Source organism: Streptomyces spinosus, assembly GCF_020400655.1.
Classification (GTDB): Bacteria; Actinomycetota; Actinomycetes; order Streptomycetales; family Streptomycetaceae; genus Streptomyces; species Streptomyces argyrophylli.
The window spans coordinates 276,870-302,486 of sequence record NZ_JAINRC010000005.1; the positions used below are offsets into that span (position 1 = coordinate 276,870).

The following is a 25,617-nucleotide window of genomic DNA, read 5'->3' on the forward strand; positions in this document are numbered from 1 at the left end:
CGCGGGGGCCGTCCGGTGGCGCGGGTCCGGTCGGTTGATCCGCGGGGGCCGTCCGGTGGCGCGGGGCCGGTCGGCCGACCCTCGCGATCCGTCCGGCGGACGCGGGACCCGTCCGCCGGGCATCACCGCCCCAGCACCGCCCGCATCACGTCCCGCGCGATCGGCGCCGCGTCCCCGCCGCCGCTGATCTCGCCCCGGTCCGCCGAGGCGTCCTCCACCACCACCGCCACCGCCACCTGCGGCTCCAGGGCGTCCTCGGACTGCGCCCAGGAGACGAACCAGGCGTAGGGCACCCCCGCGTTGCCGACCCCGTGCTGGGCGGTGCCGGTCTTGCCGCCGACCAGCGCGCCGGGGATGGCCGCGTTGGTGCCGGTGCCGTCCTCCACCACGCCGGCCATCAGCTCCTTCATCAGCGCCGCCGTGGACGGCCGCATCACCTGCCGCCCCGGCCGGGCCGCGCTGCCCGAGACCGTCTCGCCGCCGTGCCGGGTGGTCCGCTCCACCAGGTACGGCGGACGCAGCCGGCCGCCGTCCGCGACCGCCGCCGCGACCATCGCCATCTGCAACGGCGTGGCCCGCGTGTTGTACTGACCGATCGAGGACAGCGCCAGCTGCGCCCTGTCCACCCGCGTGTCGAAGGTGCTGGGCGCCACGGAGAACGGGATGCGCACCCCGGTGTCGTTGAACCCGAACGCCTGCGCCGTGGTCGCCATGTCCCGCACCCCCACGTCCACGCCCAGCTTGGCGAAGACCGTGTTGCAGGACCACTCGAAGGCGTCCCGCACCGACGCGTCCCGGCAGCCGTCGCCCTCGTTCGTCAGCCGGGTGGTGGTCCCCGGCAGCCGGTAGGGGTCGGGGGAGTCGGTGCGCGCGTCCAGATCCCTGACCACGCCCGCGTCCAGCGCCGCCGCCGCGGTGACCACCTTGAACGTCGACCCCGGCGGATAGGTCTGCCGCACCGCCCGGTTGAGCATCGGCTTCTCCGGGTCCTGGTTGAGCCGCGCCCACGCCGACGTCACCGCCTCGCTGTTGCCGGACAGCTCCGAGGGGTCGTACGACGGGCTGCTCACCAGCGCCAGGACCCGGCCCGTGGCCGGCTCGACCGCGGCCACCGCGCCCTTCCGCCCGGCGAGCCCCCGGTACGCGGCCTCCTGCGCCCGCCGGTTCAGGGTCGTGACGACGTCGCCGCCGCGGTTCGGCGCACGCGTCACGTCGGTCCACAGCGGCAGCGGCGCGAGCACCGGATCGGTGCCGGACAGCACCCCGTCCGCGGCGTGCTCCAGGTACGTGGTGCCGTACTTCTGCGAGGAGAAGCCGGTGACCGGCGCGTACAACGGACCGTTGACATAGGTGCGTTCGTAGCGCAGCTGCTCGCCGGTGTCCACGGACCCGGTGACCGGCGCCCCGTCCACCAGGATGTTCCCGCGCGGCACCTGGTACCGGGCGATCGCGGCCCGGCGGTTCGCCGGATTGCCGTTGTACTCCTGCGACCGCACCACCTGCACCCGGGTCGCGTTGGCCAGCAGGGCGGCCAGCAGCAGGGCGCAGAACACGCACGCGTGCCGGATGTACTTCCCCATCGGGCGCCCGCCCTCGGGCAGGCCGTACTCGGTCACGGTGCCTCCCGGCCGTCGTACTGGCTGCGCGCCGAGTCGCTCACCCGGACCAGCAGCGCCACGATCGCCCAGTTGGTGACCACGGAGGAGCCGCCCTGGGCGAGGAACGGCATCGCCATCCCGGTCAGCGGGATCAGCCCGGTGACCCCGCCGGCGATCACGAACACCTGCAGCGCCACGATCGAGGCGAGCCCGACCGCGAGCAGCCGGCCGAACGGCTCGCGCAGCGCCAGGCCCGCCCGGTAACCCCGCTCCACCAGCAGGGCGTACAGCAGCACGATGCCCGCCAGCCCCGCCAGGCCCAGCTCCTCGCCGGCGGTCGCCAGGACGAAGTCCGACTTGGCGGCGAAGCCGATCAGGATGGAGTGGCCGAGCCCGAGTCCGGTGCCGAGGAACCCGCCGGCGGCGAAGGCGAACAGCGACTGGGAGAGCTGGTTGGGGCCCTGCCCGGCCTCGATGGTGGCGAACGGGTGCAGCCAGTCCTCGATCCGCGCGCCCACGTGCGGCTCCAGCCGTCCCACGGCGAACGCGCCGAGCACCGCCAGCAGCAGCCCGACCGCGATCCAGCCGGTGCGCCCGGTCGCCACGTACAGCAGCACCACGAACAGCCCGAAGAACAGCAGCGAGGTCCCGAGGTCGCGCTCCAGCACCAGCACGCCCACGCTCACCAGCCAGATCGTCACGATCGGCCCGAGCACCCGCCCGGTCGGGAACTGCAACCGCCACAGCCGGCGCCCGGTGTACGCGAGCGCGCTGCGGTTGGCGGCCAGGTAGGCGGCGAAGAACACCGCGAGCAGCACCTTCGCGAACTCGCCCGGCTGGATGGAGAACCCGGCGACCCGGATCCAGATCCGGGCACCGTTGACCGGCGGGAACAGGATCGGCAGCGCCAGCAGCACCAGGGCCGCCACCACACAGACGTACGCGTACCGCTGGAGCACCCGGTGGTCGCGCAGCACCAGCACGACGGCGATGAACAGGCCCACCCCCAGCGTGGACCACACCAGCTGCGCGGGGGCCGCGCGGTCGCCCGGTGTCTCCAGGTCCAGCCGGTAGATCAGGACCAGCCCGAGCCCGTTGAGCAGCACGCCGATGGGCAGCGGCAGCGGATCGGCGTACGGCGCCCGGACGCGGACCACGACGTGCGCGAACAGCGCGAGCACGCCGAGCCCGGCGCCGTACCCGACGGCACCCGGCGGCACGGTACCGGCCCGCGCCAGCCCCACCGCGCAGTAGCCGTACACGGACAGCAGGACGGCCAGCACGAGCAGGGACAGCTCGACGCCCCGACGCCGGGGAAGGCGCACGGCACGCGCGGGAGCGGGAGCCGCCGCCAGGGTGGTTCCGGCCTTCGTCATGTCCGGAACCTACCTAAATGGGGACCCTTGTGCGGGGAGGGCGGGGCCGCGCTCTCGAAGGGGCGCGGGGCCGTGTCGGCATGCGGCTGCGCCGCGCGGGCACGAGCGACCGCGCACGGCGGGAAGCCCGTGAGCCGCCGGCGGCCCCGCGCCCTACTCGGCCACAGGCAGCGTCAGCGTCGCCACCGCGCCCCCGTCCACCGCGTTGGCGAAGGTCAGCGTGGCGCCCAGGACCTCCGCCTGCCCCACCGCGATGGTCAGCCCCAGCCCGTGCCCCGTGGCCCCGCCCTCCGTACGGAACCGCTGCGGCCCGTGCGCGACGAGGTACTCCGGATACCCGCCCCCGTGGTCCCGCACGGTCACCACCGGTCCGTCCACGGTCAGCACCACCGGAGGCGCCCCGTGCCGGTGCGCGTTCGCCACCAGGTTCCCCAGAACCCGCTCCAGCCGCCGCCGGTCGGTGTCCACCCGCGCGTCCCGCACGACGCGCACCTCCGTCCGCGTGCCGGACGCCCGCACCACCCGCCCGGCCAGCGCGCCCAGCTCCTCCGTGTCGGCCTCCAGCCGCTCCCGCCCGGTGTCCAGCCGCGAGATCTCCAGCAGGTCCTCGGTCAGCGTGCGCAGCGCCGCCACCCGGTCCCGGACCAGCTCCGTCGGCCGCCCCGGAGGCAGCAGCTCCGCCGCCGCGTGCAGCCCGGTCAGCGGAGTGCGCAGCTCGTGCGCGACGTCCGCGGTGAACCGCTGCTCGCTCAGCAGCTTGCCCTGCAGGCTCGCCGCCATCGAGTCCAGGGCGGCGGCCACCGCCGCGACCTCGTCCTGCGGACGTGTCACGTCCCGCGTCCGGGGGTCGTTCACCCGGGCGTCCAGATCGCCCGCGCTGATCCGCCGGGCCACCCGCGCGGTACCGTGCAGCCGCCGGGTGACCCGGGTCACCGCGAACACGCCCACCAGCACGGTCGCTCCGATCGCCAGCCCCGACGACCACAGGATCGACTGGTCGAGACCGGCGATGGTGCGGGACTGCTGCGAGTAGTCGACCTCCACGGCCAGTGCCCGGTGCCCGGCCGCCGGCCCCGCCGCCCACATGGTCGGGCGCCCCCGGTACGAGGCCACCATCGTGCCCCGCTCCCCGGCCACCGCGAGCGTCCGCAGCGACGCGGGCAGCCCCCGCGGGTCCACGCCCGCGCCCGGCAGCAGCGTGTCCCCGGCCTCGTACGCCTCGGTGGCGTCCGCGAGCCGGGACAGCGCCAGGTCACGGGCCTGGCCTACGGTCTGGTTCCGCACCGACACGTGCACCAGCACGCCGAGCAGCGCGGCCAGCGCACAGCACATCACCGTGATGAACGCGGCGGCCTTGACGGCGAGGGCCCCGGCCCACCGGGGGAGCGCGAGCCGCATCACGGGCTCTGCGCGGGAGAGGGCGACGGGGACGGCGTCCTGGCGTGCCGGCCGTCACCGACGTGCAGGTACTCGTCCCGGGAGAACACCATCGCCCGCTGCCCCGGGTCCCACAGCCAGGTGGTGCGGTACTCGTAGCCGGAGATGTCGGCCGGCGAGCGTTCGATCAGCGCCCGGCCGGCCAGCTCCACGCCGATGATCGCGTCGTTGTCCGCCAGCACCTGCACCAGATGGTGCCGCTCGACGGTGTAGACCCGTACGGCCGTCTGGTTGGTCGGGTACAGCCGGAAGCCGAGCGTCAGATCGGCCCGCCCGTCCCCGGTGAGGTCCCGGTAGTACGGCTTCAGCAGCGGGCACCGGGAACGCTCCCCGCCCGGGCGGCACTCCTTCATCCGGTCCACGGTCCCGTGGAAGGCGCCCTTGGACCCGTAGTCGTCGGGGTGCGCCTTCAGCTCCGCCTCCACGACGTCCACCGGGTCCACCCGACGGATGTCGTCACCGGGGACCGTGACGCCGCGCACCGTCGCCCGGGTCGCCACGTCGTACGGGTAGGCCGGGCTGGACGCCGGGCGCAGATCGGGCCAGAGCCGGGCGGGGCTGACGGCGGTGGGGGCCGGCCCGGCGCCGCGCAGCCCGCCGGTGTCCCCGCAGGCCGTCGCGGTCGCCGCGAACAGAGCGACGGCGGCCACGGAGAGGGCGGTGCGCACGGGACGGGGGACTGGCATGGTCACATTCTGACGGAAGTGAGCTTTGTGGCGCTTGGGGGGTCCGCGGCGCGACGACGGGACAGGCGGATCGTGCCCGGTGCCCGGCACGGCTACTCGGCCAGCTCCTCCAGCAGCCGGACGGTCGGCAGACCCGCCCGCAGGTACTCCACGAACAGCTCGTTGTGCAGCGCCCAGGCCGAGCGCCGGGCGCTGGCCGAGCGGGGGCCTGGCCGAGCGCCGGAGGGCGCACCGGCCCGGCTACTCGGCCAGCTCCTCCAGCAGCCGGACGGTCGGCAGACCCGCCCGCAGGTACTCCACGAACAGCTCGTTGTGCAGCGCCCAGGCCGAGCGCCGGGCCCGGATCAGCCGGATCGCCTGGTCGGCGGAGCCACCCCGCTGCACCAGGGCGTGCGCGATCACCAGCCCCGAGCGGTTGTACCCGTGGTAACAGCGCACGAGCACCCGGCGGCCGGCGTCCAGCGCCTCGTTCGCCGCGCGCGCCAGCCGGATCACCCCGGCGAGCTGGGTCCCGTCCAGCGGACCGTCCGGGATCGGCCACACATGGTGCTCCACGCCCGGGTCAGGCCCGTACCCGGGCAGCCGCAGCAAGGACTGCACCACATCGAACTCGTCCCGGACGACGGCGAACTCCAGGCGCCCGGACCGGCCCCGGAACTCGTGCCCGCCCATCCACAGGCCGGGCACGACCTCGCTCCACGGGCTGTCCGGAGCCGGTACGTCGGGCTGCGTTCCGCGGGTCCGCAACGGCGCCTCCCCCACTCCCCCTCACCGGGACGCCCTCCACGGTAACCGGTCTTGCCCCGGGAGCACCCCGCCTGTTCCCATGGTCGAGGGGTGATGGCGCATGAGCGGACTGCGCGTGGTGCCGGCCTTCCGGCACGGCCGGGAACGGCTGTACGTCTGCCGCGAGGACGGCAGCAATATCGCCTGGTACGACCGTGAGACGGGCCGGGTCAACCTGCTCGGCGAGGACAGCAGGGACGAGGTGCTCCACGCCCTGAAGCCCTTCCTGACCGGTCCCGTGACCGTGGGCCCGCCCCCGGTCCCGACCCCCGCCGAACTCGCCCGGCTGACCCTGCGCCCGGACGACGACCTGGCCCCCAACCGCCCCGGCGAGGCCCTGCTCGTCGCCCTCGACCGCGACCCCGGCCCCGGCCACCGGCTGCGCCCCGACCCGCGCCGCCGCGCCCTGACCGCCGAGCAGACCGTCGGCGAGACCCTGGACGGCCTGGAGGGGGCCGGCTGGCACACCCTGCACTCCCTCCCCCTGCCCGGCGGCGACCGCATCCACCACCTGGTGATCGGCCCCGGCGGCCTGTACGCCGTCCACGCCCTCTACGCCCGCAAGAGCCGGGTCCTGGTCGCCGACCCGATGGTCACCCTGGGCCGCCGCGAGCCCCAGCCGCTGCTGCGCCGGCTGCGCGCGGACGCGGACCGCGCCTCCTACGCCCTGACCGCGGAGGTCCGCCCCCTGCTGGCCCTCGTCGGCCCGTCCGAGGTGACCGTGACGGCGCGGCCGCGCGGCGTGCGGATCATGACGGACACGGAGCTGACGGGCCTGTCCCGGCTGGGCGGGGTCCTCAAGCCCGCGGACGTGGAGGCACTGCACGGCATGGCCCGGGACCGGAACACATGGGGGAGGGTGTAGCGGAACCGGGCCGTGCGGCCGGCTGACCTGCCGTTACGGCAGCCTGACCGCCGACCGCCGGTCCAGCAGGGGCTCCATCAGGTCCCCGTGGTCCCGCAGGCGCGGCGCCATGTCCTCCGCGTGGATCTCCAGCTGCCCGGGACTCCGGCAGCCGGCCACCTCCTCCCAGGTCACCGGCGCGGACACCAGGGGGAGACGGCGGGCACGCACGGTATAGGGGGTGGCCGTCGTCTTGCGCGCGGCGTTCTGGCTCCAGTCGACGAACACCTTCCCCGGCCGCAGGCTCTTCGTCATCCGGTGCACCACCAGCCGGGGCATCGCCCGCTCGGCCTCCACCGCGAGGGCCTTCGCGTAATCGGACGTCCGCTCGGAGGAACTCCCGCGCACCGCCGCCAGCAGATGCAGCCCCTTCGACCCCGCCGTCTTCGGGTACGCCTCGATCCCGTCCGCCGCGAGCCGCTCGCGCAGCCACAGGGCGACCTCGCAGCAGTGCACGATCGTCGCGGGCGCGCCCGGGTCGAGGTCGAAGACCAGCCGGTCCGCCTCCAGCGGGGACTGCACCAGCCACTGGTGGGTGTGGAACTCGGTGACGAGGTTCGCCGCCCAGACCAGGCTCGGCAGGTCCTGCACCACGACCATCCGGGCCGGGCTGTCCGCCGACGACCGCGGGACCTCGGCCGTGGTGACCCAGTCGGGCGTACCCGGCGGCACGTTCTTCGTGAAGAAGAGCTGCCCCTCGGGGCCGTCCGGAAAGCGCAGGAAGGACACCGCCCGGTCGTGCAGATGCGGCAGCAGGGCCGTGGCGGTGGTCGCGTAGTAGTGCAGCAGCTCCCCTTTGGTGAAGCCGGTCTCCGGATACAGCACCTTCTCCAGGTTGCTGAGCGCGACCCGGCGCCCCTCCACCTCTGTGATAGGCGTCATACGATGACAATCCCAGACGAACCGGGAAAATCGGCAAAGGGAAGGGTGCGGCACGTGCGATCGATTTGGAACGGCGCCATCTCCTTCGGGCTCGTCAGCATCCCGATCAAGCTGGTGAACGCCACGGAGAGCCACGCCATCTCCTTCCGGCAGATCCACACCGAGGACAACGGCCGCATCCGCTACCGCAAGGTGTGCGAACTGGAGGACCGCGAGGTCAGCCAGGGAGAGATCGGCAAGGCGTACGAGGACGCCGACGGCTCGATCATCCCGATCACCGACGAGGACCTCTCCCACCTCCCGATCCCGACCGCCCGCACGATCGAGATCGTCGCCTTCGTACCGGCCGAGCGGATCGACCCGCTCCAGATGGGCGCGGCCTACTACCTGGCCGCCGGCGGAGCCCCCGCCGCCAAGCCGTACACGCTCCTGCGCGAGGCCCTCAAACGCAGCAACAAGGTCGCCATTGCGAAGTACGCCCTGCGCGGCCGGGAACGCCTGGGCATGCTCCGCGTGGTCGGAGACGCCATCGCCATGCACGGCCTGCTCTGGCCGGACGAGGTCCGTTCCCCGGAGGGCGTCGCCCCCGACACCGACGTCACCATCCGCGACAAGGAACTCGACCTCGCCGACGCCCTGATGGACACCCTCGGCGAGGTCGACCTGGAGGACCTGCACGACGAGTACCGGGAGGCGCTGGAGGAGGTCATCGCCGCGAAGGCCTCCGGCGAGGCCCCGCCCGAAACCCCCGAGCCCGCCGCCGGCGGCAAGGTCCTGGACCTGATGGCCGCCCTGGAGAACAGCGTCCGCGCGGCCCGCGAGTCCCGCGGCACCCCGCCCCCCGGAGAGGAGGCCGAGGTCAGACCCCTGCGCAGGGGCCGGCCCGAGCCGAAGGAGACGGAGGGCAAGAAGTCGACGTCCACGAGGAAGACGGCCGCGACGAAGAAGACGGCACCCGCCCGCAAGTCGACGGCCAGGACGGGGGAGGGGACGAAGAGCACGGCGACCACGAGGAACGCGGAGCCCTCGAAGAGCACGGCGGCGAAGAAGACGACGACGAAGGCGACGACGAAGACGACGAAGACGACGAAGAAGACGGCGTCACGGAAAAGGACGGCGTGAGGGACTTCCCGGGGCAATTCTGTCCGATTCACGCTCTTTACACAGACCCTCCCTCTGCCGAACCTGCCCACAGGGTTCGGTCGCGCGAAGGGGGGAGGCGCCTGCCCGGGCGCCGGCGACGATGGACGCTGCTTCCATGGCCACACTGCTGGCCGCGCTCACCACCGCGTTGGTGGCGCTCATGGGTTACTGGATCAACCAGCACGCCAAGCGCCGTGAGCAGAAGAGCCGCATGTACGCGGAGGCGCTCCAGGTCATCCACTCCTACGAAGACCTCCCCTACCTGATCAGATGCCGCCCCGCGTCAGACCCGGCGACCAGGGCGGCGCTGGCCCAGCAGATCAGCGACGTCTTCACGAAGATCAACCTGCACCAGAACCTCCTGCTCATGGATTCCCACGCAGTCGGCGAGGCGTACGCCGACCTGTTCCAGCAGACCCGCCGCCACGCCGGCCCCCACCGCCTGGAGGCCTGGAACACACCCCCCGTCGCGACCGACTCGGACATGTCCGGAAGGGCGTACTTCCCCTACGACAACCAACCGGAGCAGGAACTTTGCCTGTTGGCGATGAGAAGGGAACTGACCCCCTGGGGCTGGCTGCTGCGCCCCCACACCCACCGTCAGATACGCCTCCTACGCCACCGGCGCACCCCCTGGTCCGAACCCGACTTCATGAGAGAAACCCGCGCCAGACTCCTGTCACCCAGGAGCGGAGCCAACGACTAGACGTGTGAGCTCAACGGCTGGGGAGGACGAGCCGCAGTACGACCTCGCCGTCATCGATCTCCCCGGTGGGCTCGAAGCCGAACTTCTCATAGAAGGGCCACGGCTCACCCTCGCCGGGGTCGTAGCTGGTCAGCAGCTCGGTGGCGCCGTCCGCACGCACCAGGGCGGCGATCTGCGTGAGAGTCTCCCGCCCGATCCCCCGCCTCTGGTGCCGCTTGTCGACGAGGAGACGCCAGATGAAGTGCCGCCCCTTGTAGGGACCAGCCGGCGGCTTCCACGACAGCATCACGAACCCGACCGGCTCGTCACCGACGTACACGGCGCGGTACCAGGGATTGGCCTCCGGGTGCCGCGCCGCCTGCTTGAGCGACTTGGACACGGAGGCGACGAACTGCTTCTGATCACGCCGGACACGGAGGGCACGAACGGCATCCCGGTTGTCGTCGGTGACTTCGCGCAGGTGCACGCGTGAAGGCCGCATGCCACACCCCTTCCTTCACGCGGCGGCTGCGCCGGCCGAAGCGAGGAGCCGCCGCCGCGCGGCAGTCAGTCATGTGCGCGCACGATCAGGAACGCCAGATCGGACGTACTGGCAGCGTAAGCGGCACGTGCACCGAAGCAGGACCGGCACGCCGGACGATGGCCGCCCCGAAGTAGCCGCGCACGGGGTTGTCCTAATCATTCAGCAGGGGGCTGTGGCGTTCGGCGAGTGGACCAACGCCGAGATCCTCGCGCATGAGCTTGCGCATCTCGGCGGCTGCCTTGCCGCGGGCTTCCCAACGGGCGCGATCCTCCGGACTGCTGACAGCGGTGCCGTCGACGTAGCCGTCGCAGATGCCGCGAAGGCAGTGGAACACGCGGTTGGACGCCTTGACGACAGGCTGGGGCGCGATGAGCCACATCCGTTCGGAAGCGATGGCTATGCCGGACGCCCGAAAGGCCTCGCGCAGCGCGAGCGCCCGCTCCTCATCGGACGGGTGCTCCCGCTCGGCCAGGGCCCGCAGGGTCTCCCCGAGGACCTTCACGGCGGTCGCGTACTGCGTGTAGACGTCGAGCCGCAGCCGCAGAGCGTCCTTGGCGTCCTCACGCTTCCACCGACTCCGATCGGCGATGACAGTAGCGACGATCCCGATCGCGGCCCCGACCAGGGTGGAGAGCAACGGCAACCAGTCCATGGGGGCCAGCTTGGGCTATGCCGTGGCGGTGGGACCAGAGGGGCTCGAGGACGCATCCCTGCCGCCAGCGCCGAAGCCACGTACGAACCGACTCCTGACCTGCCGACGGCCTCCACCTGCACTGACGCGCGGAGAGCCCTGCATTCAACTATGAGGCTGTGCTCAGGCTCGGTGGAAGAACCCCCCGGCAGGCTTCGAACCCGCGCACACGCCTCCGGAGGGCACTTCGGTACGGGACGTCTATACAGGTCACAAGCTTGTTGCCGGTCAGTTCGCGATCAGTCGTCCATGGATAGTCCACGAACCGCCGTCGGAGTCGATCCGGGGGTCTATGGAGGTGTCACAGGAGCTGGGTCGGGCATTGCGCTGGCTCGTTGCCGCGCTCCGCGCGCTGGCCAGCGGTGCGGCGACGGGGCCTGCCAGCCGTATCTGGAGCCGCACGGTTACGAACCGCCGACGCAACCCAAGCTGTCCTCAGCACTCCAGTACTTACTATTACGGTGTCCGCAAGATTTGACGCCGTCAAGTCATCGACGATGTGAGTAGCTTCCGATAACCGCCGCTACAAAATTCTGCATTTCTAGATAGGGCACGATAAAGTGCTGCCTTCCAGTGGTTTACGCCCTTTCTCTCGGCCCCTCGAGCCAAGGCGCTAAGGGTTGAGCGCAATCCTGAATCGCCAAGGGAAGCGTATGTCTCATCATAAAGATCGATTTGGTCCGTTAGCTCGGCTACGGCCTCCATCTGGTAGAAGTCGAAAAGTCCAAGTATTTTGAATTGCTTTTCGATTCTCGTGAAGGTGAGGTTGTCGATTTTGTCGGAGCGATGCAACGAATATCTGATTGACACAGTGTTTTCGATACCTACGTCCGTGAGCAGTATTTCGCAGTCCGGGAATTCATCAAAGTATGCGTGAAACATGAGCAGTCCGTCTATCTTGTCGCACTCATCCCCCTTTAGTCGATTACACCTTTCGCAGACAGGGATGAGATTATCGGCTAGGATCGAATATTCTGGGAATTCATTCTTTGGAAGGAAGTGGTCGAGGGCACAAACCTGGGCTCTTTCGCACAGTGGACACCGAGAGTTGCGGGTCAGTGCTGTCCGGAAGATCGAGTTTCTGAGATCTTCCAGGGGGCGGCCTCTGTCGAGGAGAGCGTAATTCCCCAGAAGGGCCTTGGTGAGCACATCGGAACCGTGGGCAAGCGATGTAAAACGGCGAATATCTCGCAGAACGTCCTCGTAGTCGCCATAGGCGTTGATGATTCCCGCGCGTACTCCCATGAGGACACGTCGAGAGGATGGCCGTCGACGGCTCACGGCGAGATCGAGGTCGGCCAGGCAATCTCTTTCCGGGCGAGGGAGCCGAATCATCTACCGGGCCGATCGCGACTGATGCTCGCCAGGTAGGAAATGGACTGTGCGCTCATCTCGCCGTCGAACAGTTCCATGATCTCATCCAGGTTCAAACTCTCCTGCATGGATCGGAGGGTTGAATGATAGTCGGTCGCGCTGCTGTCCAAGTTGAATACGTGGCGCGTGAGCAGTCCTACATTTTCTGCAAAAGTTTCGATCTCTGGATCTGCAACGAGTGTGAGATCTCCAAATCGCTGCAGGACCCTAACGTAACGTCTGGGGACTTCCTGGAGGACGACCGGAGAGTGCGTCGCTATCACGGCGTAGGAGTTGAACTGATCCAGGGATATGTTGATGCTCTTCAGCAAGGCAGCCAAGAGCGGAGGGTGCAGGTGGGATTCGGGTTCGTCGATCAGAACCAGCGATCCGGGTTCCAGGTGCGCCACAAGCTGCACGACAATGTTGAGCACGAGTTTGTGTCCGGTACTGAGACCAGAAAAGGAATCCCGCCACGAATCACTGTCGAAGGCGAAGGTGTCGGACAACTCAACTCGTTTGAAGGAAGGTTCTCGGCTCAGCGGAGAGAGGGCTGCTGCCAGTCTCTGTTTACGCTCGGGCGTACTAGCCCTAACGAGGGCGGACATGATGTCACCCTGGATCTCCTCAGCACCCTTGAGTGACCCGGTGCGGGGCGCATTGGAACCCAGGCTGAGATTATATCTCCTAAGGCCGCAATAGGTGTATCCGGAGACCTCGCCGCTGGATTCCAGCCGTTCCTCTTCTTGCCGGTTCTTCCCCGGTAGGTCGAACGTGTCGAAAGCGCTATATGAGATAGCTATGACCGAAGAGAAACGTGGCGCACCGCTTCCTTCGGGGAATTCTCCATACCGTCTGATAAAGTTCTCGTCGGCTCGGTCGGTAAGGTCTGCATGCGCGATGTTTGCTAGGTTCGCAAGGAGTTGCGTTTTTCCGCATCCATTATAGCCCACGACGACGTTGATGCGGCCTGGCAGGGGGAGGCGGTCCGCGAAGCCAAAGTGAATGGAGAAGGGATCTCCTCCGACACTCGTTCTGAACTTGAACGCGAGCTTGCTGTCCTGCGAGGCTATCGTTCCTCCGAACAGGGCCGTGGCGTCTCTCAATGCGAGTTCGGCGTTCCCGTAGCGCAGGAGTGAGGCGCTCATCGCCGGCTCATTGGCAAACGATTCCCTGAGTGAGGGATCGATTGCGATATCGCGGAGGCCGAACAGAATGCTGTCGCGTAGTTCTTCTGGAAGTCCGTGCAGCGCTTCGTAGTAGGAAAAAGCTTGCCCGAGTGAGCAGTAACTATCATCGAGTTGGACGAAACTTTCGGGGATCTCGGTGGCGCCGCCGCTCTGCCCTCTTTTTATGATCTTGACGGATCCCAAGTCAACAGATGCTTCTGTTCGGGAAGGGTACAGATAGGCATCGAACATGGTTTTGAATCCAAAATCATCCCAAAGGTCGCGCCGAAGGACGAGTGCCGGAAGGCTGGACGGCACGGTGAAGCCCGCGCTGCGAGGCACTACAAGAAAATGCATCAGCGTACTCCAGACGTGTATCCACCAGAACTGATATGAACGGAACTGCCAGGTGCGCGAAAGCGTAGGAGGGTCGGTGGTAGAGGGCAGGGGTCCAGAAAAGGGTCCCTGCCCTTTGCCCAACCGGTCAATCGAAGAGGCTCTGCAGTCTCGACTCGATCCAGCCGGGCCGCCGAAGCAGCTCGAACGTGTCGACCGCGACGATCGCGCGCTGTGGCGGTTCGCTGTCCAGGACCGGGTTCTCGAACGACTCGAACACCTCGAAGCCCTCTGCTTCCAGTGAGGCTAGAGCTCGGGCCACACGCTTCGAGCGGGCGGGACCGGTCCAGGACTCAAGAGGATGGGTGATGAGGACAGCGAGATCCTCGTGCTTGATGTCTTTCAGGACTGGCAGGCCGTGAGAGGAATCCGCCTTCCAGTGCGAGAAGCTTCTGGCGAACTGCTCGACACGCTCGAACGCGTAGTCCTCCTCAGCCGTGAAGTCCGGGTTCTCCCCATCGAGCAGTTCGACCATCTGTGTGGCAAGGCGCCAATCGAGCAGCGGGTGGTAGGCGCTGTTGCTGTAGTCCCGCAGGCAGTCGTAGCAGGACGAGTCGCATGGCCCGGCCTTCAAGCTACCGGAGCGGTGTCGGGTGAGATCGGCTGCGACCTCTCGCGCGGCGAGCAGGAAGTCGGTAGGGCGCTTCCCCAGCCAGGTCGAATATCCGGCTCCGTTCTCCAAGGTGTCCGAGAGGAAGACTTGTGCCTTGACACTGCCCTCCTCTTCTCCTCGGTCGGGATACAGGCCAGCCGAGAGTTCTCTTCCGTCAATGTCCAGCAGCCTGACGGCAGCCAGTTTGAAAACCGTACCGAGTGAGAGCCAAGCAGCCCTTGCGGCCATGCGTCTTGGGTCGAGGGCCAGATCGACGGGTTGCTCGCGGAGGCCGACCAGGAGAACGTCGGTGAGTTTCACTGAGGCCAGTGCCAGCTTTTCTTCGTGGCTGACCGAAGGCTGTGTGGGCAGGCCCAGATCTCTCGCGCGGTCGGCATCGGCCAGGAGTTTTGTGTCCAGCAGACCGTCGTATCCCTTGACCTTGCCGAATTGGTATCCCTCGCCAGTTCCTGCGTTGACCACCACGATGCGTCCCTGGCCACTCCTGAATTCAGCGGCCTTAGTGCAGCGTGGGACGAGCGCTGATGTCGTGTCGAGGGTGAGGCGTGCGGAGAACGCGCGTGGTGTGAACTCGAAGGTGCCGTCGTAATCCTGAGCCTTGTAGCTGGTACGAAATCCGAGCGGCTGACACGACGGGAGCATCCGGTAGTCGCCGGCTTCTCCTGCGGTGGCCCCACACACAGGACACGAATGCTCGGATTCGCGGAGATTGACGGAGAGGCACTTGGCGCAGATGCCCACCATGAGGCGATCACTGTCCGGAGCCTTGCCTGGCAGCCACTGCCCGCCCGCGGGCTCGTACGTCACGAGGCCGACTGCTGTGTGCAACGCCTTGTCCTTGACCACTTCACCGCCGGGCGCCCACTCCGAGATGGCGATGTCGATGTCCCGGTCGATGACGTCGGTGAGTTCCGGTCCGTGCGGCCTCTGATGATGCAGGTTGCGAACTCGGGTGGGGAATCCGAACATGGGGAGCACTCCGTGCTCCGCGAGCGACTGGCTGAGCGGACCCGCGTCCGGCGCGTTCGTCACCACCTCCTCGATCTCGGAGTAGAGGCGGGAAGTGGCCCAGGAGACCAGATCATCCAGCGAAGGCGCGCCAGGAGACGCCCCTTGCAGGAGTACCTGGCCCGCGTGTCTCTTAGCGATGTCGTTCCCGGCCAGCCAGGTACGGATGTCATCCCGCACCAAGAGCCATCCGCTGACGGTCCCGAATGGCCCGTGGACATTGCGTCCCGGATCCCAGTCGGACGTTCCCTCGACCGACCGGAAGGCGAGAGTCAGCAGGCTTGCGGCGTAGCAACGGAGCAGGATCTCCAGGCGATCGAGATCCACGTATGGGCTCGGTGAGGGATCGCCGGTGATCCGATGGGGGTGCTGGAAGTAGTGGTCGTCATGGGTCCTGGTGCCACGGCACAGTGTCAGGGCGATGGACAGGTGATCGAGTCGGCGGCCGGCCCGGCCCACACGCTGCTGGTAGTTGAAGCGCTGTGGTGGCATGTTCGCCATTACCACCGCGCGGAGCGCGCCGATGTCGACGCCGGCCTCCATCGTGGTGGTGACACTGAGCAGGTCGACCTCATCGACCAACTCGATGTCCTTCCCGCTCAGAAAGACTGACTGGAAGAGGGCTTGCCGGGTCTGCGCGTCGTCGTTGTCGGTCTGGCCCGTCAGCTCTTCGCAGTGGAGTCTGAAGGGGATCCCGGCCTCGCGGGCCAGGAAGGTGTAGTAGTCGTCCAGGGTGACGGAATCCGGGTCGAGGGGTTCGGCTACGAGTTGTGCGCTGAGGCAGAAGGCACAGACGCCGGCGGAGCCGTGCAGGTGCCTCCTGGTGCATCGTTCACAGCGCCATTCCGTCCCGCCGGCCAGGACGATCCTGATCTTTTGCCCTTCGATCCTGGGCTCGGCGTCGCTCAGACCCAGTGCATTCTTTACCTCTTGGACCAGTGCGTCCGGGAATACGTCGTGACGTCGTGCGACGGCGTTGATGTATTTTCTCGCTGCCGTGTGCAGATTCGCTGGCGGCTCAGGCCGCTGCTCCTGAAACTGGCGGCGCACACCCAGCAGCCTCAGCGTGGACAGGCACACCTGGTGGAAGACCTCTTCATCGAGCAACCGGCTCTTGAAGGTGATGTCCTGAGAGGCATAGCCGATGCCGAGCGATTCCAGGTCACGGCCGCCTCCCGCGAAGACCGCCTGCTGGACCTGTGCTTGCACTGTTCGGTGGATTTCGGAACTCAGGACGCGCAGATCGTTGGTGAGGGAAGCATCGGGCCGTGGGACCGGGACGCCACTGGTCCAGTCGTAGAGATTGGTCCAGCTCCGTGACTCGGTGCTTGCGCTCAGCGAGAACGAGGGCCCACCGGGATGCACGCCGTATGTGACTGCTTGCGAGCTGACTCCGTTGCCGAGTTCGACAAGTGTGGGGCCCTTCTGCTGGGCCCGGTAGTCCGCCAGCACGCGTTCGTGCTCGGGGGTGAGGTTGTCGTGGGCCAAGGCGACCACTGCTGCAACCAAATCGGGTGAACCAGTCGCTGTGAGCTGGGTTAGCGCGGCCTGGCCAGCCTGGTTCCCCTTGAAGAACTCTGCTGCCAGGGCCACGAGATCCTTCGGATGATCGAGGGCGGCGATCACGAGCTGCCTGACCAAGTCCTGATAGTGGGACCGCTCCAGGCCCGCCGAGATGCGGGCCGCGTCCTGTCGGCTGTCCGAGAAGACGACGATCTTCGTCTGCAGCTGCCTCTTGAGGGCATCGGTCAGGACCTGGTTGGACTTCTCAAAACCTGTACCCATGGTGCGGATGGGGGACCTGGACCGCGACGGGTCCTCGAACTGGCGAACGTTCTTAAAGATCTCCTTGTCTTCCCCGCAGCAGGGGCAGACCGTGGGAAAGGCGCGGACTTTACCGAGGTGGTTCTGCGGTTGGCTCTGTGCCACCAGCAGGTATCCGTTGTTCTCCTCGTCCGGGTAGCTGCCAACCTTGCCGCTCACGGGATCCAGCACGGCCGGAACAAAGGTGAACGTGTACTCCGGCCGATTCTTCGCCCCCGGTCGGCCACCCTTGTGTTTGTGCGGCGATATGTCGAGATCGCAGCGTTCTCCCGCAGTGGGCAGAAAGATGCTGTACACATCTGCGGTGCGATCGAAGCGCGCTTTGTCCGGGAGGGATTCGAGATCGGTTGCGGTGGAGACCAGGTAGCGCCTGGTGGGATCAGGGCCGATGGTCGGAGAATTGAATCCGCCGAGGAAGACCTCCCCGCACGTGTCGCAGTACAGCAATTCCAGGACGCGAGCGCCGCATTCACAGGCATACCTGGGCCGACTGTAGAGCTTTCCGACCAGCCGGTCCGCCGGTGACTCCGCGGTGCGCGGTTGTACCTTGGAGCAGTTGCGATCCGCGCACGCCCATATGCCGGTGACGTTCCGGAAGAACAGATGGAGCCGGAATCGCGAGCCAGCATCCGCCTCCCCGTCGAGGCGCGAGATGAGTGCGTCGGTGGCCTTCAGAGCCTTGTCGGGTGCGAGGCCAGGGAAGAGCTTGACGGATACATCGGTCAGGGGCTTCGCTCGGGGGGAGTCGTCCTCGTCGCTCACGCTGAACGCGGCCTGGAGCGCCGAGTGCCGGTCAGGAAGAGGCGGCAGGGCGCCTGTTCCTTGAGCAATAGTGTCTGCCCAGGGCATGAGATCAGTCCTGCCCTTGGTCCGGACGCGTTCACCGGCCAGCACGGAGAAGCGGTCAGCTGACCGTCCGAAGAAGTCGCTCAGAAACTTCCGGTCCACCGGGTTTTCCGGATCCATAGAAGCGGAGGTGGCGATCACGGACAGTTGGTCCGAATCGGTGGACAACCCGAGCCGGTCGATAAGCTTGCGTAGGAGGTAGGCGACCTCAGTGCCCTGAGTTCCCCTGTACATGTGGAGTTCGTCCACGACCAGGCTGAAGACGTGGTCCTTGGAACTCTTCAGCCAGTCACGGGTCCGATCGAAGATGGGATCCTCGTCTCGGCGCATGAGCATGATGTTGAGCATGCTGTAGTTGGTGATGAGGATGTCCGGCGGAGCGACCTGCATGTCCCAGCGAGAACGCATTTCGGCCCCGAAGGGGCGCTGGAGGAAGTAGCGGGCTTCCTCGTCCTCCACAAGGCCGTCCGCGATGCGCTGCTCCAGTTGGCGACTTCGGTCTTCCATCGAGGCCAGAGTCCTGCGCAACTCCTTCATTTTGGAGGAGTTCGGCTTGGAAGCTAGCTCCAGCGGGCCGGCAACCGGGGTGCGGCCGGTGTAGCGTCCGAAGTGGAAGCGGTTGCCGGCACGGTGCCTGTCGAACCAGTCGCGTACGTCTGGTGCATCCAGGCTACGCCGCAACCTGATCAGCTGGTCCTCCACCAGCGCGTTCATTGGATAGAGGAACATGGCGCGCATGGCCGAGGGGCGACCGCTTCCGCGGCGCTGAGCCTGCCAGTGCTGTGACGTGCGCCACCAGGGCTGCTCGGTACCTTGGGGCCCTGCCGGTGCCCACTGGCGGGATTCATTGGTCAGCCTGGCCAGCACCGGGACGAGGAAGGCTTCGGTCTTCCCGGAACCGGTTCCGGACGTCACCACGATGTCCCGTCCGCGGTTGTTTGCCCTCAGCGCGTCCGCCTGGTGGGTGTAGAGCCTGGGGATTCCTCGGAGAAGACCGGTTCCTAGAAGTCCGGCGAACTCCGGAATCCCTATTTCCGCCGTCAGATCTTCCAGGGTCTGGGCTGACTGCACGTATTGGGGCAACAGCTCCAGATACGGCTCCTGAAAGAGGACCCCGGGAGTGCGGAGTAGCCCTCTGAGTTCCTCGCCCACCGATGAGTCGCGAAGGGAGTAGGCGGTGTCGTAGTACCGCTGGAAGTACTCGGCAAGTCGGCCGTGGACGGCCGACGGAGAGATGCCAGACATCAAGATCCTCACGGGGGTCCGGACTTAGGGGACGAGTTGAAGTTTCTGGTATAGGGATTCGGCCAATTTTCTGGCGAATGCCTCGTCAATGTTCACGTATTTGACGTAGCTCTTGTGCCCAGGAATCGACTGCCGGTCTGGATCTGTCTGCGGGTCGAGCGCGGTTAGTTGCGGCAGCAGCCCGCTGCGCAGCACTGCGGCGCGGGCGTGGAGATGCGGTAGTTGCATGCGTTTCGGGGCGTAGAGTTCCCGCCGTAGCGGGCTGTATCGCAGCACCCAGCGTTCTGCGCGCGCGAGTTCCGCGTACATCACCGTGCGCTTGTCGGCGATGAAGCCGCTCATGCCGATCCAGTAGATATAGCGGTGGGTGTTGTAGCGCTGATATCTGTAGGCGCCGTGGAGAGGTGGTTCGCCGTGGCCTTCGACATCTGTCCAGAGGTCACTGCCCCCCTCGGACATCTTCTGGGGATCGACGCCGCCGGGCCCCCGCTGTACGCCACGCTCGGTAAGCATTTCTTGGAAGCGGGGAAGACGCAGAACGAGTTGATCCGCGGCGCGGTCCTCGAAGGCGATGCCGAGTACCTTGCAGAGAGCGCGGCATTCCTCAGGATCCGCCAGTGTCACCATCCGCACCGACGGGCCGTTGGCCTGTCGAAGTGGCGGAAGTGCTACCACGGACTGCGCGAGTGCGGCCGTACCAGGGTCAGGGTCTTCGTGCAGCCGTTCCAGCCGCTGTATGAGCCAGAGCGGCCTTTGCCCCACCAGGAGCGCGTGCCCTCCGGAATTGGGCAAGGTAGTGAGGACCGGTGGTGTCACACTCCAGATCCGGGCTTCCCAGTCCACTTCGACATGGCCGAGAACCTGCAGGTTGTACAACGCGATGCGCCAGTCCAGCGTGGAACTTTCCTGCTTGCCCTTCCCCAGCCATGTGTACGTGGCGTGGAAGGCATCGAGGCTCCCGGCACCGCGTTCGGAGCACCACAGGAGCAGCTCGTCGTGCAACATTCACTTCCCTGCCGTGTAGTCGGTCCAGTCTTGTGCGCAAGCCAGTGCGGTGGTGGTGATGTTCCCAGAGGTCAGCCTGTGCCAGGCGGCTTGGCTGAGAATTGTCCAGCTCCCTGAAGGTGCGTCACACGGGCCACTGGATCCGGTTTGGACGATCGGGGCTCGCCAGGCCCTGGCGTTCTGGGAACCGGTTACCTGAAGCAGCCATAGAGCTTGGAAAGGCAGAGCAACGAGCAGCGGTTCGATGTCGATCGCGTGAGGCACTTGGTCCATGGTGGCGATCCAGGCTGGCGCTTCGGGAACGAGCTGGGCAGCGAGGCGATTCTCGCCTAGGGCGTAGATCGAGCCGCCGAGGCGCAGGAGGCTCGTAGAAGGAAGCAGGTCGGGTTGGTAGTCTCCGAAGAACGAGCCGGACAAATGACCGGGCGGCAGCCAGGCGGCGCGCGCCGACGGATTTGCCGTGTTCTGGACCTTGCTGGGGATTGTGGCCAGCTTGTTGCTCCTTGGAGGGAGCGCCAGTAGCGGCAGGGCAACGCTCTCCCGGTAGCGCTCGACCAGGGTGAAGGTGAGCTTGCGATTCCCAACCCCGATCTGGTGCTCGCCGACGGAGTGCACTCGATCCGCTAGCCGAATCGTGATCGTGTCCGTCGAGGCCGGGGAAATCGGCGGCAAGGGCGCCCCGTTGATGGTGACGGCAGGCGGATGGTCATCGTGAATCGCTGGCAGAACCAGATCGGGTGCGTACCCGAGGAGGTAGGTCTGTCTGCCGCCATCGATGCGGAGGCCGCCGGACAGGCGGGCCAGCTGCTGGTGCAGTGGGGCCAGCGGGCCGACGACGCCGGAGACCGTCGCGGATCGGGTCGGTGTGTAGTCTTTGAACAACGTCCAGCCGGGCGGCACCTTAACTCTGCGGGGCTGGCGTACGGCGTCTGACCCACAGGCAAGCATCACCGCCTCCGCCTGCGCTGCGAAGTCAGTCCTCACCAATACCCGATGCGGAACCCCGATTTCCGCTGTATTGACGGACGTCCACTTCCCGACCAAGTCGTTGGCCTGGAGGACGTAGAGGTCGCGAGCGGGGAGCATCAGCGTGGCGTTGTCGGCGGCCAGTTCGAGTGCCGATCCCGGAGTGAGCTTCTGGTCCGGAGGCGTGAGAGGTAACCATTCCGCGCCGGAGGGAACCGTGATGACGTCGCCGCTCAGGCTGAGCGATTCGAGACGGAGGTGGGAGGGGATGCGGGCCGCGATGCCGTACGGGACACCGCCTGCATCGGTCGTGAGAGACAAGGGCACACACGGCAGGCCAGCGGAGTTTCTCGGGAGCCCGTCGTAGTGGGTGAGTTCCTGCTGCAGGATGCTTGCCAGGATCGGTCGCAACTCCGGCGATGCCAGAGCGCGCTGGACTCGCGGGCTGGGCCGGTTGAGCCGTACCCACTCCTGGAACCGGTCGAGGAGTTCCGCTTCGGGGACCGAATCTCCCGGCTGTGCTCCGATCGCTGACAGGAACAGCCCGACTTGCACGCGGTCCGATCCGACCAGAACGGCTTGGGACAGGGACCAGCCGATGTTGACCTGGGTCGGATGGGGAATAGCGGAGGGCAGACCGCGGCGGCCCTGTTCATGCTCGGTCAGCCACCACTTCAGGTGACCCCACAGGGTGGGGACGATCACGTCGTAGCCGTCCGGCATGCCGGAGCCTTCGTGCAGGCCGAGCAGCTCGCGCAGCGGACCATAGTAGGAAAACCTGCCGGCTGCAGTGCTGTCGGAGCGGTTCATCCTGGAGGCTGCGAGCACTGTTGCTGCGAGGAGTGCGATGAAAGGCGGGTGGCCCGCGGCCCCGTGTCGGCGCCAGCGGCGAGCACTGGAGGCGATGCCTTCGAAGGGGTCGCGCCCGAAGACCCGGCTCCTGATGGCAGTTTGGAAGTTCTCGGCTGCAGTCGTGGGCGTTGTGGCAGTCTGGGTGTGTCTGGTCAGAAGTTCGGTGAGCAGGGCATCGTCTACCGACAAGTACACAGGGGCTGCTGCCTCACGGAGGGGGAAGAAGTGTTCCGTGAGAACTCTGTTCCAGCTGTCATAGTCCATGGGCAACCCCCTCGTCTGCGTAGGAAGACGTTAGCCCATCGGTAGGACATTGGTCGCTTTTCGAACGTCTGTCGGATATCCTTCGGTGTCTGTGCTCGCTGAACTGCCCGGCTGCCTTGACAACTGCGGTTTTCTCCGGTGAGCTCCCTCTGTCAAGACACTGAGCAGATCTACTTCGGGGAGTGCCTCCGTTGACCGCCGCACGATCGTCAGCGCGAACCCGGCCCATGGGGAAGGTGCTCTCTCTGTTTACCGGAGCGGGTGGCCTTGACGTGGGTCTGGAGAGGGCCGGGCTGGCTACCGTCGCTTGCCTGGAAGTTGACGCTGAAGCCAGGGCCGTGCTCGCAGCCAATCGGCCGGGATGGGCCATGCCTGGCAACGGCGATGTCAACACTGCTGCCCAGTACCTCACTCCCCGAGCGCTAGGGATGAAGCGCGGGCAACTCGACCTCATTGCGGGGGGGCCGCCTTGTCAGCCGTTTTCAAAGGCTGCGCAGTGGGCTTCGACTGCCCGCAGTGGCATGGAGGACGACCGAGCCAAGTGTGTGCATGGGATGCTCGACCTGGTTGAGGGTTTCCTCCCTAGGGCATTGCTCGTCGAGAACGTTGAGGGGTTCTTGAGAGGGAACGGGAACGCCTCCGAGGTCATAGACGAGGGGCTCGCGGGTATCAACGATCGGCATGGCACCTCCTACAGGATGGTGGCCAAGGTCGTTGATGCAGCTGACTACGGGGTGCCTCAGCATCGACGTCGGGCTATCGGTATTGCGTACCGGGACGGTGCAGAGGTTCACCTGCCGGAGGCGACTCACGCAGGCGACCCGATGCGGGCCTGGGACGTGCTTTGGGATCTTGAAGAGGATGAGAAGCCTGTTGCTACAGGGCAATGGGCGGCGCTACTGCCTTCCATCCCAGAAGGTGGCAACTATCTCCATCTCACGGCTCGTGGCGACGGTGAGGAACTCTTCGGCTGGCGAACCCGGTACTGGTCGTTTCTGCTGAAGCTGGCCAAGGATCGACCGTCCTGGACCTTGCCGGCCTCTCCTGGGCCGAGCACGGGGCCGTTCCACTGGGATAATCGGCCCCTTTCTGTGCGTGAGCAGATGCGCTTGCAGACCTTCCCTGATGAATGGATCATCGATCAGCCGTTCCGCGCTGGTCGGAGGATGGTGGGTAACGCGACCCCTCCGCTACTTGCAGAGGTACTGGGGCGGACGATCGTGAGAGACCTTGAGCTGGGCGGGGCTTCAGCCAGGTCTCGTCTTTTGGCGGGAGCGCCGTCTCTGCTGCCCGTGCGTCAGCTGAGGGTCCCGCGTGCCGTCGCGCCTGTCCCGATTCCTGAGGCGTACCAACCCCACGTGGGTGCTAAGGAGGCTCACCCAGGCGAGGGGATTGGGCCTTCCCCTCGACGGTTGGCGACGAGAGGCTGACCTCCGGCCCGTTCTGTGAACTCTGTTGCTGGGCCAACCTTCGCCCGGAGGGGAGCGCCTGCATGGCTCGGCCTGGCAGGCGGGCTGTGGCGGGTGCGGGTTCTCGAGTGTCGGCTGGTGCGCTGCCACTAGCGTGGCTGCTGAGGCGTAGAGGTTGCTTCGTACGTGCTGGATGGCGATGCCGGCGTTCTGGAGGTTGAGTGCCTCGTCGGGCAGTCTGTGGACCTGCCCGGTAAAGCACGACGTTGGGGCCATGATCTTCGAGGCTCGCGCCAAAGTGGCTCCGTAAAGCCGCGGAGCCGACCGCCCCAGCCACGACGTACCCCTTCTCTGGCATCAGGCGACTGATTGCCATGAGCGCGGCACGGGCGCCGGCCGGGCTGGAGCGGGGCGGAGACAGGAGCGCAGGCCCGGCCGGGGGCCGGGCCGCGCGCGGTGAGCGGAGCGAGCCGACTTGAACCAGTAGAGAAAGTTTGAATCATGCTCGTGCTGCTGATCGTTGCGGCTGGCAGTACCAGCGCCTGCTGGCTCGTGGTGTAGAACCCTGGGCATGGGGAGTGAGCGGCGGGAGCTGATGAAGGCGCTGGGAGCGCGTCTGCGAGTGCTTCGTACACAGGCTGGCCTGACCGGTGCTGTGCTGGCGCAGCGGGCCGGCGTGGGACAACCGTCCGTGTCCAAGGTCGAGACCGGCCGTATGGTCCCCAGCCCGGACGTGCTCGACAGGCTCTCGCGGGCCCTCGACCTGGACGAGTCAACCAGCCGCGAGCTACGCGACCTCCTGGCCGCCGTGATGGCCGCCACCGACTCAGGCTCGGCCGCGGACGACTCAACGGGGACCGGCGCGGCGGTGGATGAAGCGGTTCGGTCCGCGCGGCTGGTGCGCTCCTTCCAGTGCGTGGTTCTGCCGGCCATGTTGCAGAGCGCGGAGTATGCGCGGCACGTCTTCGAGAGTGCACCCGCGTCGGCCCCCGAGGCTGTCGGTCGGGCTGTCGCTGCCCGCGTGGACCGGCAGAGCGTGTTGTACGAGCCGGGGCGTGAATCGGTGTTCGTGCTCACGGAAGCCGTGTTGCGGACCTGGCCGGGAACTCCCGCGCTGATGCTCGCTCAGTTGGACCGGCTCCTGGCCGTCGAGAGCTTGAGCACGGTACGGCTCGGGGTCATCCCCTGGCGTCGGCCGGTGCCGGTGCTGCCGCGTCATGGCTTCACGTTGTGCGACCAGCGGGCGGTCGTGGTGGAGACGTTCGACAGCGAGCGGGTGTCCACCGACGCTGAGGAGCTGGCTGCCTATCAGGGGACCTTCGCTCACTTCGAGCGTGCTGCGGTCTTCGGTCCTGAGGTGCGAGAACTGCTGTTGCTGGTGATGAAGGAGTTCCGCGAGCTCGGAGACCCCCTCACTCCTTAGAGGAATAATTCCTCTGAATGCCTGGCGCGCTGTGCGCCCCTGGGAATACTCTGCCGCTGCGCTGTCTAGCCCCCTAGACGTACGGAGGAGTCCCCGTGCTCACCAAGTGGTGCCGTGCTTTCGAAGGCCTGCCAGAAGAGGTGCCCCATGCTCGTCACTTCGTCGCGTCCCTGCTGGCCGATCGTGGGCCGGTGGATGATGCCGTCCTGGTCGTGAGTGAGCTTGCGACCAACGCCTTGCGGCACACGCTGAGCGGCTCGGAGGGTGGCCGCTTCTTCGTGATCGTCGGCCTCGGCGACGATGTCGTGCGGATCGAGGTGGTCGACCAAGGCGGTGAGCTGGTGCCGCACCTTTGCCATGCCACCGACCGGGAAGAGGGTGGCCGTGGACTCCGGCTGATCGCAGCCTTCGCGAAGAACTGGGGCTACACGGTCTGGCGCGACGGGCGCTCGGTGTGGGCTGAACTGGCGCGAGCGAGTGCGTGAGCGCGTCGGGTGCGATGTCCCTTCGGG

At 67.0% G+C, this 25,617-nt stretch carries 19 protein-coding genes; 6 read left to right on the plus strand and 13 right to left on the minus strand.

All coding sequences use genetic code 11. The features are described 5' to 3' along the window. Positions 1–122 precede the first annotated feature (122 nt). The 5 genes from LG395_RS12435 to LG395_RS12460 all read right to left on the minus strand — a co-directional run bounded on the left by LG395_RS12435 (position 123) and on the right by LG395_RS12460 (position 5,844). Positions 123–1,580, minus strand: coding sequence for a penicillin-binding transpeptidase domain-containing protein (locus LG395_RS12435; RefSeq protein ID WP_225809459.1), 1,458 nt, complete (start codon positions 1,578–1,580; stop codon positions 123–125). 32 nt (positions 1,581–1,612) lie between these two features. Continuing rightward, positions 1,613–2,974 carry an FtsW/RodA/SpoVE family cell cycle protein gene (locus LG395_RS12440; RefSeq protein ID WP_225809380.1) on the minus strand — a complete coding sequence of 454 codons (1,362 nt, stop codon included), beginning with the start codon at positions 2,972–2,974 and terminating at the stop codon, positions 1,613–1,615. Positions 2,975–3,127: 153 nt separating this feature from the next. Continuing rightward, positions 3,128–4,372, minus strand: a complete 1,245-nt coding sequence (locus LG395_RS12445) for an ATP-binding protein (protein ID WP_225809381.1) — start codon at positions 4,370–4,372, stop codon at positions 3,128–3,130. After that, positions 4,372–5,097: a hypothetical protein gene (locus LG395_RS12450; protein WP_225809382.1), complete on the minus strand. Its 726-nt coding sequence runs from the start codon at positions 5,095–5,097 to the stop codon at positions 4,372–4,374. The genes LG395_RS12445 and LG395_RS12450 overlap by 1 nt, the downstream gene beginning before the upstream one ends. Positions 5,098–5,337: 240 nt before the next feature. Further along, complete coding sequence (locus LG395_RS12460; RefSeq protein WP_171152854.1) at positions 5,338–5,844, minus strand: protein-tyrosine phosphatase family protein; 507 nt, start codon at positions 5,842–5,844, stop codon at positions 5,338–5,340. 100 nt (positions 5,845–5,944) lie between these two features. Here LG395_RS12460 and LG395_RS12465 point away from each other — a divergent pair, with 100 nt between their 5' ends. Next, a complete protein-coding gene (locus LG395_RS12465; RefSeq protein WP_171152852.1) occupies positions 5,945–6,748 on the plus strand; it encodes a nuclease-related domain-containing protein in 804 nt (267 codons plus the stop codon). Positions 6,749–6,781: 33 nt separating this feature from the next. Here LG395_RS12465 and ligD read toward each other — a convergent pair whose 3' ends face one another. Further along, positions 6,782–7,669, minus strand: coding sequence for a non-homologous end-joining DNA ligase (ligD, locus tag LG395_RS12470; RefSeq protein WP_225809383.1), 888 nt, complete (start codon positions 7,667–7,669; stop codon positions 6,782–6,784). Between the two features lie 54 nt (positions 7,670–7,723). On the opposite strand from ligD, the gene ku reads away from it, so the two are divergent. Together ku and LG395_RS12480 are read left to right on the plus strand one after the other, a co-directional pair. Beyond that, positions 7,724–8,791 carry a non-homologous end joining protein Ku gene (gene ku, locus LG395_RS12475; protein ID WP_225809384.1) on the plus strand — a complete coding sequence of 356 codons (1,068 nt, stop codon included), beginning with the start codon at positions 7,724–7,726 and terminating at the stop codon, positions 8,789–8,791. Positions 8,792–8,927: 136 nt separating this feature from the next. After that, positions 8,928–9,518, plus strand: a complete 591-nt coding sequence (locus LG395_RS12480; RefSeq protein WP_171152847.1) for a hypothetical protein — start codon at positions 8,928–8,930, stop codon at positions 9,516–9,518. Positions 9,519–9,528: 10 nt separating this feature from the next. Here the strand turns inward: LG395_RS12480 and LG395_RS12485 are convergent, their stop codons facing one another. The 7 genes from LG395_RS12485 to LG395_RS12515 all read right to left on the minus strand — a co-directional run bounded on the left by LG395_RS12485 (position 9,529) and on the right by LG395_RS12515 (position 22,273). Then, positions 9,529–9,999 (minus strand): GNAT family N-acetyltransferase, encoded by a 471-nt coding sequence (locus tag LG395_RS12485; protein WP_225809385.1) that lies wholly within the window; start codon positions 9,997–9,999, stop codon positions 9,529–9,531. A gap of 193 nt (positions 10,000–10,192) precedes the next feature. Next, positions 10,193–10,693: a hypothetical protein gene (locus LG395_RS12490; RefSeq protein ID WP_225809386.1), complete on the minus strand. Its 501-nt coding sequence runs from the start codon at positions 10,691–10,693 to the stop codon at positions 10,193–10,195. 522 nt (positions 10,694–11,215) lie between these two features. Continuing rightward, positions 11,216–11,977 (minus strand): HNH endonuclease, encoded by a 762-nt coding sequence (locus LG395_RS12495; protein WP_225809387.1) that lies wholly within the window; start codon positions 11,975–11,977, stop codon positions 11,216–11,218. 86 nt (positions 11,978–12,063) lie between these two features. Beyond that, positions 12,064–13,611, minus strand: a complete 1,548-nt coding sequence (locus LG395_RS12500) for an AAA family ATPase (RefSeq protein ID WP_225809388.1) — start codon at positions 13,609–13,611, stop codon at positions 12,064–12,066. Positions 13,612–13,738: 127 nt separating this feature from the next. Further along, positions 13,739–19,186 (minus strand): DEAD/DEAH box helicase, encoded by a 5,448-nt coding sequence (locus LG395_RS12505; protein ID WP_225809389.1) that lies wholly within the window; start codon positions 19,184–19,186, stop codon positions 13,739–13,741. A 24-nt stretch (positions 19,187–19,210) separates the two neighbouring features. After that, on the minus strand, positions 19,211–20,191 hold the full coding sequence (locus LG395_RS12510; protein ID WP_225809390.1) for a hypothetical protein: 981 nt from the start codon (positions 20,189–20,191) through the stop codon (positions 19,211–19,213). After that, positions 20,192–22,273, minus strand: coding sequence for a hypothetical protein (locus tag LG395_RS12515; RefSeq protein WP_225809391.1), 2,082 nt, complete (start codon positions 22,271–22,273; stop codon positions 20,192–20,194). A 227-nt stretch (positions 22,274–22,500) separates the two neighbouring features. Between LG395_RS12515 and LG395_RS12520 the strand changes: the two genes are divergently transcribed. The 3 genes from LG395_RS12520 (at position 22,501) to LG395_RS12530 (ending at position 25,590) form a co-directional block, all read left to right on the plus strand. After that, entirely contained in the window at positions 22,501–23,703 is a 1,203-nt protein-coding gene (locus LG395_RS12520; protein ID WP_225809392.1) for a DNA cytosine methyltransferase, read from the plus strand. 550 nt (positions 23,704–24,253) lie between these two features. Further along, entirely contained in the window at positions 24,254–25,105 is an 852-nt protein-coding gene (locus tag LG395_RS12525; protein ID WP_225809393.1) for a helix-turn-helix domain-containing protein, read from the plus strand. 95 nt (positions 25,106–25,200) lie between these two features. Continuing rightward, positions 25,201–25,590 (plus strand): ATP-binding protein, encoded by a 390-nt coding sequence (locus LG395_RS12530; protein ID WP_225809394.1) that lies wholly within the window; start codon positions 25,201–25,203, stop codon positions 25,588–25,590. Positions 25,591–25,617 lie beyond the last annotated feature (27 nt).